General features: G+C 63.5%; 11 protein-coding genes. 6 read left to right on the top strand and 5 right to left on the bottom strand.

Annotated elements, in window-relative coordinates:
* Nucleotides 1–3 precede the first annotated feature (3 nt).
* Nucleotides 4–1296, top strand: a complete 1293-nt coding sequence (locus SJY08_RS12100; RefSeq protein ID WP_377275879.1) for a GNAT family N-acetyltransferase — start codon at nucleotides 4–6, stop codon at nucleotides 1294–1296.
* A complete protein-coding gene (locus tag SJY08_RS12095; RefSeq protein WP_377275877.1) occupies nucleotides 1293–2633 on the top strand; it encodes a lipopolysaccharide biosynthesis protein in 1341 nt (446 codons plus the stop codon). The genes SJY08_RS12100 and SJY08_RS12095 overlap by 4 nt, the downstream gene beginning before the upstream one ends.
* Before the next feature lie 18 nt (nucleotides 2634–2651).
* Here the strand turns inward: SJY08_RS12095 and SJY08_RS12090 are convergent, their stop codons facing one another.
* Nucleotides 2652–3407, bottom strand: coding sequence for a DeoR/GlpR family DNA-binding transcription regulator (locus tag SJY08_RS12090; protein WP_377275875.1), 756 nt, complete (start codon nucleotides 3405–3407; stop codon nucleotides 2652–2654).
* 119 nt (nucleotides 3408–3526) lie between these two features.
* Here SJY08_RS12090 and SJY08_RS12085 point away from each other — a divergent pair, with 119 nt between their 5' ends.
* The gene (locus SJY08_RS12085) at nucleotides 3527–3883 is read left to right on the top strand and encodes a DUF4406 domain-containing protein (protein ID WP_377275873.1); all 357 of its coding nucleotides are present in this window, start codon (nucleotides 3527–3529) and stop codon (nucleotides 3881–3883) included.
* A gap of 48 nt (nucleotides 3884–3931) precedes the next feature.
* Here SJY08_RS12085 and SJY08_RS12080 read toward each other — a convergent pair whose 3' ends face one another.
* Nucleotides 3932–4591 (bottom strand): glutathione S-transferase family protein, encoded by a 660-nt coding sequence (locus tag SJY08_RS12080; RefSeq protein ID WP_377275871.1) that lies wholly within the window; start codon nucleotides 4589–4591, stop codon nucleotides 3932–3934.
* A 301-nt stretch (nucleotides 4592–4892) separates the two neighbouring features.
* Here SJY08_RS12080 and SJY08_RS12075 point away from each other — a divergent pair, with 301 nt between their 5' ends.
* The gene (locus SJY08_RS12075) at nucleotides 4893–5450 is read left to right on the top strand and encodes a DUF2087 domain-containing protein (RefSeq protein WP_377275869.1); all 558 of its coding nucleotides are present in this window, start codon (nucleotides 4893–4895) and stop codon (nucleotides 5448–5450) included.
* A gap of 45 nt (nucleotides 5451–5495) precedes the next feature.
* On the opposite strand, the gene SJY08_RS12070 is transcribed toward SJY08_RS12075, so the two are convergent.
* Together SJY08_RS12070 and SJY08_RS12065 are read right to left on the bottom strand one after the other, a co-directional pair.
* Nucleotides 5496–7334, bottom strand: a complete 1839-nt coding sequence (locus SJY08_RS12070; protein ID WP_054151141.1) for a bifunctional diguanylate cyclase/phosphodiesterase — start codon at nucleotides 7332–7334, stop codon at nucleotides 5496–5498.
* A gap of 124 nt (nucleotides 7335–7458) precedes the next feature.
* Nucleotides 7459–8838 (bottom strand): TIGR03808 family TAT-translocated repetitive protein, encoded by a 1380-nt coding sequence (locus tag SJY08_RS12065; RefSeq protein WP_377275866.1) that lies wholly within the window; start codon nucleotides 8836–8838, stop codon nucleotides 7459–7461.
* Nucleotides 8839–9056: 218 nt separating this feature from the next.
* Here SJY08_RS12065 and SJY08_RS12060 point away from each other — a divergent pair, with 218 nt between their 5' ends.
* On the top strand, nucleotides 9057–9260 hold the full coding sequence (locus SJY08_RS12060; RefSeq protein ID WP_054151139.1) for a hypothetical protein: 204 nt from the start codon (nucleotides 9057–9059) through the stop codon (nucleotides 9258–9260).
* Nucleotides 9261–9424: 164 nt separating this feature from the next.
* Here SJY08_RS12060 and SJY08_RS12055 read toward each other — a convergent pair whose 3' ends face one another.
* Nucleotides 9425–9979 carry a MarR family winged helix-turn-helix transcriptional regulator gene (locus SJY08_RS12055; protein WP_082347814.1) on the bottom strand — a complete coding sequence of 185 codons (555 nt, stop codon included), beginning with the start codon at nucleotides 9977–9979 and terminating at the stop codon, nucleotides 9425–9427.
* 124 nt (nucleotides 9980–10103) lie between these two features.
* On the opposite strand from SJY08_RS12055, the gene SJY08_RS12050 reads away from it, so the two are divergent.
* Nucleotides 10104–11705 carry an MDR family MFS transporter gene (locus SJY08_RS12050; RefSeq protein ID WP_377275864.1) on the top strand — a complete coding sequence of 534 codons (1602 nt, stop codon included), beginning with the start codon at nucleotides 10104–10106 and terminating at the stop codon, nucleotides 11703–11705.
* Nucleotides 11706–11744 lie beyond the last annotated feature (39 nt).

Here is an 11744-nt window from a genome sequence, read left to right as displayed (position 1 = left end):
TTCATGACTGTTGCGATCAGAGGGCGAGACCGCGTCGCCGTGGCCAGCGCCGGCCGTAGCTGGGCCATTCCGCTCGTGCGCCATGGCCGCCACCTGGAGCTCGAATGCCTCGAAACGCTCAATGAACTCGAAGCATTGAGGGATGTCTGGCAGGGGCTTGAAACGCGCTGCCCGGAGCCTTTCGGTTATTTCCAGAGCTTCGACTGGTGTTTGTCCTGGTGCAGGGTTTTCCTCGCGCCGGAAAAGACGGATGTGCGCGCCCGGGTCTATGTACTGTGGGATGGCGCCGATTGCGTGATGATCTGGCCGATGATGACCCGCCGCATCAGTCCGGCGATCACGCTTCTCGTTCCGCTGACGGCGCCGATGAACCAGTATTCGACGCTGCTTTACGATCCCGCTCGTTTTGATCGGGGCGCTGGTCGCGCAGTCCTCGATGAGATCCGCAGGGATCGTGGGCTCGATGCCGTCTGCCTCGACCATGTACCGCAATCAGCCCTGCTCGCAGATATTCTGGAAGGTCAGGGGGTAAGCCCCGAGGACGGTCAGCAATCCTCCATCCTCGATCTCTCTGCTATCACTGACTGGGAAAGCCATCACCGCGCCTTGCCGAAGAAACAGCGCCTGCAGCGCAACAGTCGCCGCAACCGATTGGAAAAGCTGGGCGCCCTCGATTATCGCGTCTATCCGGCAGGAAGTGCAGGTTACGCATACAACATCGATCGCTGCATTGCCCTCAAACAGGCCTGGTTGAGAGACACCGGCCGCCTCGGTCGCGACGTGTTTGATCCACGTTTTGCCGCCTTCCTCCGCGATCTCGGCACCAAGGCGAACGAGGGCGATGACGGCGTCTACCTGCATACGCTGACGCTCGACGGCAGCCCGATCGCCATGGAAATCGGCATGCGCTTCCGCGATGACTATTACTGCTTCCTCGGCGCCATCGATCTTGCCTATCAGAAACACTCGCCGGGCAAGGTGCAGATGGAGAGCGCCCAGCGCTGGGCGATCGAAACCGGGATCCGCCGCTTCGATTTTCTCAATGATCCCTCCGCCTACAAGTCGAGCTGGACCAACGCCACCGAGCCGCTGACGGCCTTCTATGTTCCCTTGACCAGCCTCGGCCGGCTCTATTGCCATCATTGGATGGCAGGCCTTCGCCCGCATGTCCGGTCTATCTACCATCGCTTCGGGGCGCAAATCCGTGCCCGCCTCCTGTCGGCGGTCGGCGCGGTCCAGCGCCTGCTTGGTCGCCATGGCGGCAGCATGGTCCTGGTCCTGTGCTGCATCCCATGATCGCCCGGTTTGTCGCCAGGCTGCAGCAGGCGGTGCGGGACCCCGGCCTGCGCGGGGCGCTTGTCAGCATCTCCGTCCGCATCGCCGCCGCCTTTGTCGGGCTCGGCCTGCAGATCCTGCTCGCCCGGCTGATGGCGCTCGAGGACTACGGCGTCTATGTCATCCTCTGGACCTGGGTCAGCGTCGTTGGACAGATCGGCGTGCTCGGCTTCTACAATTCCGCCGCCCGCTTCATTCCCCGCTATGGCCGGCGCGAAAAACACGCGCATCTGACGGGCTATCTCGCGACCGGCTTCCGCGCCGTCATCCTTGGATCCGGCCTGCTGGCGGCTCTCGCCATTGCCTTCCTGCTTGTCCTGCCGGGCCTCGTCGATCCGGCCTTCCTGCTGCCGATCGGCGTGCTGGCCCTCGGCTTCCCCGTCCTGTCGCTCGAAACCTATGTGACGGGTGTTGCCCGCGGCTTCGGCTGGTATGCGCTCTCGACCGTGCCGGGTTTCATCCTGCGGCCCGTATTGGTCATGACCGGTGTCGGTCTGGCGAGGCTTTCGGGCCTGCCCCTCGATGCCGTGACCGTCCTTGCTCTCGTCGTGCTCTCCTCGATCGTCGTCCTCATCGTCCAGGTACTCCTCCTGCGCGCACGCCTCCCGAAGAAGGCCGCGCCCACCGCAACGACACCGGAGCGCCGTCGCTTCTGGCTGCTCGCTTCGGTGCTGATGATGCCGGCGATGACGGCGGAGGAGCTCTTCGTCTGGATCGACGTGCTCATCCTCGGCTTTCTGGTAAGCCCTGATCAGGCCTCGCTCTATTTCGCCGCCCAGCGTTCGCTCTCGCTCGCCGCCTTCGTGCAATATGGCTTCATGCTGGTCGCAGCGCGTGGCTTTTCGCTCTCGCTCGCCTCTGCCGACAGGGCAGGGCTACAGGCCCGCATCACCCGCTCGACCAATGCCACCTTCTGGCTCACCATCCCCTCGGTGGCGCTCACGCTTGCCGCCGGCCATCCGCTGCTGCACCTTTTCGGAGAGGCCTTCGTCTCCGCCTATCCCTGTCTTGTCCTTTTGGGGCTTGCCTATATCGTCCGCGCCGCTACCGGCCAGGCAGCTGAACTTCTCGTGGTCCAGGGCCGCTATCGCCTGAGCCTTGCCATCGTCTCCATTTCGGTCGCAGCCTGCCTCGGCCTGATGCTGCTGCTGGTCCCCCTCTACGGGATCACCGGCGCTGCCGCCGCCATGGTCCTCGTGCAGCTCATCCGGCTGGTGGTGGTCACGGGGCTGGTCCACCGCCACACGGGCTATTGGGTGCTGGCGCGTCCCTTCACAAGAATTGCCGCGCAGGACTGACGGTGAGGGCGATGGTCGTCAGACCAGCACAAGATGGGCGCCCTGGGCGCGATAGCCGTCGAGCACGACCGGATCGATATCCGAGACGACGATCAGCCCGGTTGGCTGCGAGATCGGCACGATCCCGAAAGGCGAGACCGTGTCGAGCTTCTCTGATGTCAGGGGGCAATAGGTGGCAAGGCTACGCTCCAAAATCCGTCGCTTGATCGCCGCCTCCTCGAAATCCCCGGTCGACAGCCCCTCCGCCGGATGCGCGGCCGTGGCGCCGAGGAAAAAGACATCCGGCCGGATCTGCTCGATTGCTGCAAGGGCAGTCGGCCCGACCGCCACCATCGAATGGCGATAGATCCGCCCGCCGAGCAGCACCACCTCAATATCGCTGTGCCGTTCCAGGTCGGTGGCAAGCGTCGGAGCATGGGTGACGACGGTGAGTGCCATGTCGAGCGGGATCTGTCGCACGATCTCCGCCGTCGTCGTGCCTCCGTCGAAGAACACCACCTGACCCGGCGAGATCAGCCGAAGCGCTGCCGCCGCTAGCCGCTGCTTCTCCTCGGTCGCAAGCCCCCGCCGCGCCGAGAGATCGGGCAGGGGTGCCACAATCGGCAGCGCCCCGCCATGCACGCGCTTGAGCAGACCTGCTGTCGCCATGTCCCGCATGTCGCGCCGGATCGTATCCTCCGAGACCTCCCACAGCCGCGCCAGCTCTCCCGCCACCGCCCGCCCGTCACGCTTCAGCACCTCAAGGATCAGCCGTCGTCTCTGTTCAGTCAGCATGATTGCGCCCGTTTGTTCATGTTAACTCCGAAGTATGCCGAATTGGATTCGACAATCCAGCAGAATCGTGCGGATATGTGCACGTTTCTGCATGAGGCAGATCAAAAGAGGAGACTGACATGCTGATTTTGATAGCCGGCCCCTACCGTTCTGGCACGGGCGATGACCCGGCAAAGATGGCCGCCAACCTGAAGGCACTCGAAGCGCCGTCCTACGCCCTGTTCAAGGCGGGCCATGTGCCGATGATCGGGGAATGGGTGGCGCTACCCGTCTGGCATGCCGCGGGCGGCAAGACGATCGGCGACGATCTCTACGAAGAAATTTTCCACCCTGTCGCCGGCCGGCTCCTGGCACTGTGCGACGGCGTGCTGCGCCTGCCCGGCGCCTCCAAGGGCGCCGACAACGATGTCCGCATTGCCACCGAACGCGGCATTCCGGTCTGGTACAGGCTAGAGGATGTGCCGGGTTGCGGGTGAGGCGGATTTAGGACGTCAGGACACAGGTGAGGTCGGTAGTCCCCGCCGTCACTCCACCTCTGCCAGCCGCTTCTCCCACATCGCCTTGAAGCCCGGCCGCGACTGGATGCGTGCCAGCCATTCGGCGGTCTTCGGATGCGCTTCAAAGATGGGCTGATAGGCCTGAGCGTAGCGAACGACCTCGGCCAGGTTGATATCGGCAACGGTAAAACGTCCGCCGACCGTATAATCATTGTGCGAGAAATGTGCCTCAAGCACGCCGAACGGCCGCGCGAGCATCTTGGCGACCTCGGCCGCTTCCGCCTGTCCCTCTGCCGAAGCCAGCTTGCCGCTGGCATTGGCCATGGAGATCTTGAGTGCATCCGTTTCGATCGAGGTTGCTGCAAACAGCGACCATTGCAGCATCTGCGCTTCTTCGTTGAGATCGCGCGGCGCAATCGTGCCGCCCTGCTTCTTCGCCACATAAAGCGTCTGGGCCAGCGACTCGTTCAAGACCAGCCCGTCATCCGCGATGGTCGGAATGCTGCCCATCGGGTTCACAGCGAGGAATTCCGGCGACCGCGTATTGAGCCGCGCATCCGACGCCGTCGGATCCTTGAGCTTGTAAGCCTGGATGACCGGCACCAGCTCGAAGGGTATGCCGAGCTCTTCCACGAGCCAGAGGATGCGCGTCGCGCGCGACTTGTAGACGCCATAGATCTTCAGCATGCCGGTCTCCCTTGATTGGTGGGCCGGAGGCTATCGCGCCGATGGGCTCTGGAAAAGCCGTTCGCGCTGATGGGATCGATGAATTTTGCTGATCGTCGCCGCAATTGACAGCATGCCCGAGCTGCGTTTATTGCTGAGCCTCCAGGGTCTGCAGTTCACCCAGGCGTCACCGCCCCGACAAGGGGAGCTAAACCTGCCTTTCTTCTGATCGACGAAGCTCGTTTTCCCGTGCCCCGTCGGAAGTCGGTGACCACCGGCCATGTGGTCCTTTCAAAGACCGGGCACGACCAGGAGAAATGAGATGTCGAAGACAACACATGCCTTCGCAGCCCCCGATCTGTCGGCGCTTGCCAAAAACCTGAAACGCGAACTTGAAGCGCGGGCAGACTTGCCCGGCCATGTCGAGCTCCTGAACATGCTGACCCGCGCCGTCGGCTTTCGCAACTACCAGCATTTCAAGGCAAGCCGCGCGGCGGAAGATCGTCTGGCCCATCCAGTGGTGGTCGAAGCGGAGCCCGCCGTCGATTTCCGCCGCGTCGAACTCACCGCCCGCTGCTTCGCCGGAACCGACACCCTCGTCCGTTGGCCGGGCAAGCTCAACCAGCAGCAACTGGCGCTCTGGGTGCTCTGGTCCTTCCTGTCGGCGGGCGAGGACATGCCGGAAAAGGCGGTCAATGCGGTGCTGATGCGCCACAACGGCTTTGGCGATCACGTGCTGATCCGCCGGGAACTGGTCAATATGGGGCTTCTCACCCGCACCCGCGATTGCCGCCTCTATCGCCGGGTCGAAAAGCGCCCGCCACCGGAGGCGCGTGAGCTGATCCGCTGGGTCGGCAGTCGCCAGACCGCACGGAACTGAAGCGGAGAGAGGTTGCAGGGACGGGCGGCCGTGGCCGCCGGTCTCTCAACCGACTTTGGGAAGAAATTGCCGTTCGCGTTCCAGGAGAATGCGTGACCAGTCCGGATGGAACTGGCTGACTTCAAGCATCTCCCGCACGCTGTCGCGATCCATGGGACGCGAGAAATAATAGCCCTGGCCTGCCTTGCAATCGAGCGACAACAGATGCTCGGCCTGGCCCTCTTCTTCGATGCCCTCTGCAATCACCCAGATGCCGAGCCCTCGTGCGATGTCGAGCAGTCCTTTGGTGATCACCGATCCGCTTCCGGCGTCGGCCAGGCGGCGAACGAAGCACTTGTCGATCTTGATGACATCGACCGGGACCGTCAGCAGATGGGTGAGCGACGCAAAACCGGTGCCGAAATCGTCGAGCGCCACCTTGATGCCGGCCTCGCGCATGGCGCGGATCTCTTCGGCAATCACGTTGTCCTTCTGTGCGAGATAGACGGATTCGGTGACCTCGGCGACGATCGAGCTGGGCTGCAGGCCGACGCGGCTCACCGCATCGACGATCCGCTGCGTCAGTCCACCACGGTGGAAATCGGCGGCGGACAGGTTGAGACCGATACGCGAGAATTGCAGCCCGTCTCGCTGCCATTCGATGCAAGCCGCCGCAATGCGCTCCAGCATGCGCTCGGTGATCTCGATCGCCACATGCGCATCCTTCATCGCCTCCTGAAAATGGGCGGCAGCAACGACGCTGCCATCGGCCATCTTCATCCGGCAGAGCGACTCAAATCCCATGATCCGCCCGGTGGCGAGTTCGACGATCGGCTGGTAATGGGCGTCGATGCGGTCCTCGCGCAGCGCCCGATCCACCTCCTGCACGGCGCGGAAGCGCTTGACGATGGAAGTGCCGAGACCCGGGGCATATTCGAGATAGCGCCCGCGCGCCCGTTCCTTGGCGTGATAGAGTGCGTAATCCGCGTTCTGGCGCACCTGCTGCGGGCTGCGCTCGACGCCGGCCTTTGCGCCGCCGAGTGTGGCGGCAGGATAGATCAGGTGCCCGGCGCAGTCGGCCGGCTCCTTGATCCGCTGGATCAACGCTTCGGCGAGTTCTGTCGGGTCCGTTGCCTCCAGGCAAGGCACGATCACGGCAAACTCGTCACCTCCGAGGCGGAAGGTCATCTCTGCGGGAGCGCGATCCTGCAAGCGATGAGCCACGATCCGGATCAGGTCATCGCCGGCGCTGTGGCCGAAGGTGTCGTTGACCATCTTCAGATTGTCGAGGTCGATCAGCATCAGCGCCCAGTCCTGGCCGCGGCGCGACACGTCATCGATCGTCTCGTTGAAGCGGCTGCGGTTGGGCAGGCCGGTCAGGTTGTCGGTTTCAGCGAGCTTGCGTCGCTCGGCGATCCGCTGGTCGCGCTCTATGGCGATGGCGCAGAGATGCACGCAGGCTTCGACGGCCGCCTTTTCTGCATCCGAGGGACCGCGCGTGACACGGTAGTAGAAGGCGAAGGTGCCGAGCACCTTTCCGGCGCCGATGATCGGTGTAGACCAGCAGGCCCGCAGGCCGTTCGGCAGCGCCAGGCCTTTGTAGGGCTGCCAGTAGGGATGTGTGTCGATATCCTCGACCAGAACCGGCTCGCCGAAATGCGCGGCGGTCCCGCAGGAGCCGACGCCGGGTCCGATCGCGGTGCCATCGATGGCGGAGGTGTATTCGAGTGGCAGCGATGGACCGGCAAGATGCCTCAGCCGCCGCTCGTCGTCGAGCAGCAGCACCGAACAGACGACATCGTCGCTGATCGCTTCCACCTCGCGGCAGAGTCTATCGACCGTCTCCGCCAGGGGATGCCCCGTCGCGATCATTTCGAGAATGGTGTTCTGCAGTTTCAGGAACATCGGCTTCGCTGCGTTAGGGTCGTCGGCGATTAGATCAGCGCGACCTTAAACAGAGATTACGACTATCCGAAAATACCGGTGTTGGTTTCCACTTGGTTAACGCACAAGCATGGCCTTGATCGTGTCACCGCGTAATGCGCGCATTGTCTGCGATGCTGAGATGCCTGTAGTCGGTCTCTCCATCCGAAAGCTCGTCGCCGACGCGCTCCTTCCAGCGATATCCGAGGATCGCGCCCTTATCCGCACCCTCGACGATATTGCCGCGGATCACAGTTTGGCCGGCGCCCTCGACCACGCTCACCCGTATGCCTTCCGGGCTGTCGCGCAGGATGTTGTCGCTGACGATGACATTGCGCAGATAGGGCCCCCAGCCGATCGCGAGGGCCGCCGTCTCAGCGCCTTCGACGAGATTGCCGCTGACCAGCGTATCGGCCTCGACCGAGATGCCGAAGCCGAAGCTGCTGATCGTCGGCACATAGGGGCCCTTGTTGACGATCCGCCTGACGATGTTGTCGCTGACGGTGGACAGGCGCCCGCCATGGTCGAAATTGGCGACTGAAATGCCGATCGCCGCGCCGTCGATGATGTTGTCTGTTATCAGCGCGCCCTCGAACTCGAATTCGGCATAGATGGCCGTTTCGCCGGATCGGAAGGCCTGGTTGCCGCTGATCGTGATGTTGGAGGCAGAGTTGGCCCGGATCGCCGAGAAGGCGCAGTCCGACACATGGTTCTGCGACACCAGCACATTGTCGGCGCGAAAGACGTTGATCCCGTTGCCATACTGCCCGGTGCCGCCATTGGTCGCGCCGATCCGTGCCACCCTGTTGCCCGCAATGACGCTGCCGTCTTCGCCCTTCGTCCAGCGATGCACAAGGATGCCGCCATTGCCGCAGTCGAAGACCTGGTTGTTGCGGATCGAGAAGGCCTTGCCTTCGATCGCCCAGATGCCGGCATCAGCAGCGCCCGAGATGCGCGTGGTATTAATGCGGCCGCCGCAGCGTGCCAGATAGATCCCGCATTTGCGGCTGCCGGTGATCTCGCAAGCCTCGATCGTCACGTCGTCGACACTGCGGAAGGAGAGGAGCCCCTCGGTATAATCGGCAATCCAGCGATTGGCGCCATCGAAGGTTAGGCCTGACAGGCTGAGGCGTCGGATGTCCTGGGCTGCGATCAGATGTCCGTCGCCGCGATAGACAAGTCGCGTCAGTCCCGGCACGCCGACGATCCGGCTGCCATCGCGCAATTCGAGATTGGCGACCTCATAGGTGCCGGCCGGCAGGAAGACCGGCTGGCCCATGGCCGCCGCCCGGTCGATCAGATCCTGCAGCTTGGCGCTCTGGTCGTCTTCGGTGCCCGGCAGGATCCCGGCTTCGGCCGCGTCGAAGCCGCCGCGCAGTTCCGCCATGGCAAGCGTCTGGGCGGATGCAAGGCGCAGGCCGCCGGGCAGGCCCGCTGTCGCAAAGAGCCCGCCAAGGCCGATCATGACCGAGCGTCGAGAAGGCATGTGTCCGTTCCGTTTACGGCTTTCACTGTCAGGCCAGAACCTTGGAGGAAGCGTGCAGCCCCGGCAAGAACAGGCTTAAAACAGTGTTAACGGTGCACGTGAAGCGCTTCGCCTTTGGTCTAAGCAATTTCAGGCAAAGACTTGAGCCAGATCAAGGAAACTTGCCGGGTTGATCCTATTGTCACAACAGAAAGACATGAACACGAAGGAAAACGATCATGCTTCGCCTCGCTGCAGTTCTCTATATCCTCGTCGCCAGCGCCGTTGGCGGTGCGGCGGTGATCGCGGTTCTGTCGCTCGACATGCGCGAAGGCTGGCAGATCGCATCCGCCTTCGCAGCCGGTCTCGTCCTTTCGGTCCCGATTTCGGCAATCCTGGCGAAGAAGATCTACAACGCCTTGCAAGGGCCGAAACCGGTCTGAGCCATTCCCTTCGGCGTGGGACGCAAGCCCTTCCTGTCCTGGCGGAGCGGGGAGGGTGGTGAACAACCAGTCCCATGACGACCGGCCGGCATTTTCTCGGGGGAGGGAGTGCCGGTCGGGTCGTTTCCGTTCCAGCGACCCGCTGCCGTGCCGCCCTGAGACCGTCAGCCTTCGTCCTGCTCGAAGCGCTTGAATTGCGCCTCCAGGCCCTCGGTAAAGCGGGCATAGAGCCGCCCGAATGTCTCCACATCCGCGTCGGACCAACCGGCGGTCGCCTCGGTGATCGTCTCGCGCTTGATGGCCTCGATGTCATCGAGCACCTTGCGGCCCGCAGCCGTCACCCTGACAAGGCTGCGGCGGCCGTCCTCCTGCGAGGCCGCGCGCTCCAGAAGCCCCTGTTTCACGAGATCCGCAACGATCCGGCTGCCCCGCGAAGGATCGATCCTCAGCTGTTCGGCGATCGTGCCGACCGTCACCTCCTGCTGGCTGCCGATCCGCTTGATGACGCCGATGGCATCGAGGTCCGACAGTTCGAGCCCCGTCCCGATGCGTTGCAAGGCCATGCGCCCGATGAAGCGGCGGCCGATCAACAGCCGCATGCGCGTCATGGCATGCCCGATGGCAGCCAGCGAGGCGTCGCCGCCTTCCGGCAGGCCGTCGGGCAGGGCATCCACGGTTTCGGGCTCAACGTTCGAGAGTTTGGTGTGCGAAGCAGACATGATGGCTTCAGCATAGCAAAAGTTGAACGGTGCGGAAAGCAAAATGAATGCTTTAAGCAAATATGTGCTATTGACATATAAATGCGAGGGGCACATTTTGTGGCCAGACAGGAGCCCCCGATCCATGACCAGAGCCACCACCGCCGCCCCCTCCGGGCCTGATCCCCGTTTCGAACCGCATCCGACAGCGAGCGCCACCGCCGCGCCGTCCGCAGACAATACGCCGCTGGTCACTGATCCCAGGCTCCGCCTTTTCGTCTATCTTCTGCTGATGTCCGCCATGTTCATGGCGACCCTCGACAACCAGATCGTCTCGACGGCGCTTCCGACCATTGTCGGCGAGTTCGGCGAGTTGGAACGCTTCGGCTGGGTCGGCTCCGCCTATCTGCTCACGACCAGCGCCGTCATGCCGCTCTATGGCAAACTCGGCGATCTCTTCGGCCGCAAGTATGTGATCATGGCAGCCATCGCGATCTTCACGCTCGGCTCTCTGGTCTGCGGTCTTGCCGTCTCAATGGATACGCTGATTGCCGCCCGCGTGCTGCAGGCGCTCGGCGGCGGCGGCATCATGGTCTCGATCTTCTCGATCAATGCCGATCTTTTCGAGCCGCGCGAACGCGCCCGCTACCAGAGCTATTCGAGCCTAGTGCTAATGGCCTCTGGCGCGCTTGGCCCCGTCCTCGGCGGCACGCTGTCGGATCTCTTCGGCTGGCGCTCGATCTTCCTCGTCAACCTGCCGATCGGCATCGCCGTCCTGATCGGCCTTGCCTTTCTGCTGCCTTATCGCAAGCCGAACCGCAAACCGAAGATCGACTATGCCGGTGCGATCCTGCTCGCCGGTGCTGTCGCCTCCATCGTCTTCTGGGCCGATAGCGGCCAGATCTTCGGCTCGCTGATCGCCTGGCAAAGCCTTGCCGTCGTCGCCTTCGGTGCCCTCTGCGCGGTCGGTTGGGTCCTCGTCGAGCGCCGTGCGCCGGAGCCCGTCGTGCCCCTCTCGCTCTTCTCCAAGCCCACCATCAACCTGCTGCTGGTCATCTCGCTGGTCTCGGGCGCGATCGGCATCGGCTCGGTCAACTACATCGCCCTCTATCTGCAAACGACGACCGGCCTCTCGCCCTCCATGGCCGGCCTGCTCTTCGTCGCGACAACAGGCGGCATCGCCATCGGCTCGATTGCCGCCGGCCGGCTGATCGCGAAAAGCGGCCGCTACAAACCCTTCTCGATTGCGTCTGCAGCCCTCGGCGTTGTCAGTCTTGGCATCTTCTCCTTCCTGCATGCCGGAACCCCGCTGATCTTAATCGCGCTGGTCATGCTGCTCCAGGGCTTTGGCGTCGGCATCGGCCAGCAGGTTCCCGTCATCGGCGTCCAGAATGCCGCTTCCCGCGCTGACGTGGGCGCCGCCACCGGAACGGTCACGCTGACGCGCATGGGCGGCGCCGCGATCGCAATCTCCATCTACGGCGCCATCGTCAGCTCCGGCCTCACCCAGGTCCAGATCGCGCTGCCCGGCGGTGTCGATTTCCGCAACCTCACTCCGGAAGGCCTCGCCGCCCTGCCGGAGGCCGCCCGTGCCCTGGTTGCCAACGCCTATTCGGACGCCTTCGTGCCGCTCTTCCTGACGGCCTCCGGCATGATGGTGATCGGCCTGATCGCGGCGCTCCTCCTCCCCAATATCCGCCTGCCGCGCGAAGGCGAGGGCAAGCCCGCGGCCGCTGCCGACACTTGAACGTTGAGACAGAAATGAAAGACCCCGGCGTGCGAAGCG

Source organism: Rhizobium sp. R86522 (genome assembly GCF_042466255.1).
GTDB lineage: Bacteria > Pseudomonadota > Alphaproteobacteria > Rhizobiales > Rhizobiaceae > Allorhizobium.
The sequence above is the reverse complement of the archived record's forward strand: the minus strand, read 5'-3'. Positions and strand labels throughout refer to the sequence as shown.

Excerpts from the sequence above, each read along its gene's own strand:
- SJY08_RS12055 (WP_082347814.1), bottom strand. The coding sequence starts at position 9,979 with ATGTCTGCTTCGCACACCAAACTCTCGAACGTTGAGCCCGAAACCGTG.
- SJY08_RS12090 (WP_377275875.1), bottom strand. The coding sequence starts at position 3,407 with ATGCTGACTGAACAGAGACGACGGCTGATCCTTGAGGTGCTGAAGCGT.
- SJY08_RS12060 (WP_054151139.1), top strand. The coding sequence starts at position 9,057 with ATGCTTCGCCTCGCTGCAGTTCTCTATATCCTCGTCGCCAGCGCCGTT.
- SJY08_RS12100 (WP_377275879.1), top strand. The coding sequence starts at position 4 with ATGACTGTTGCGATCAGAGGGCGAGACCGCGTCGCCGTGGCCAGCGCC.
- SJY08_RS12095 (WP_377275877.1), top strand. The coding sequence starts at position 1,293 with ATGATCGCCCGGTTTGTCGCCAGGCTGCAGCAGGCGGTGCGGGACCCC.
- SJY08_RS12065 (WP_377275866.1), bottom strand. The coding sequence starts at position 8,838 with ATGCCTTCTCGACGCTCGGTCATGATCGGCCTTGGCGGGCTCTTTGCG.
- SJY08_RS12050 (WP_377275864.1), top strand. The coding sequence starts at position 10,104 with ATGACCAGAGCCACCACCGCCGCCCCCTCCGGGCCTGATCCCCGTTTC.
- SJY08_RS12085 (WP_377275873.1), top strand. The coding sequence starts at position 3,527 with ATGCTGATTTTGATAGCCGGCCCCTACCGTTCTGGCACGGGCGATGAC.
- SJY08_RS12070 (WP_054151141.1), bottom strand. The coding sequence starts at position 7,334 with ATGTTCCTGAAACTGCAGAACACCATTCTCGAAATGATCGCGACGGGG.
- SJY08_RS12080 (WP_377275871.1), bottom strand. The coding sequence starts at position 4,591 with ATGCTGAAGATCTATGGCGTCTACAAGTCGCGCGCGACGCGCATCCTC.
- SJY08_RS12075 (WP_377275869.1), top strand. The coding sequence starts at position 4,893 with ATGTCGAAGACAACACATGCCTTCGCAGCCCCCGATCTGTCGGCGCTT.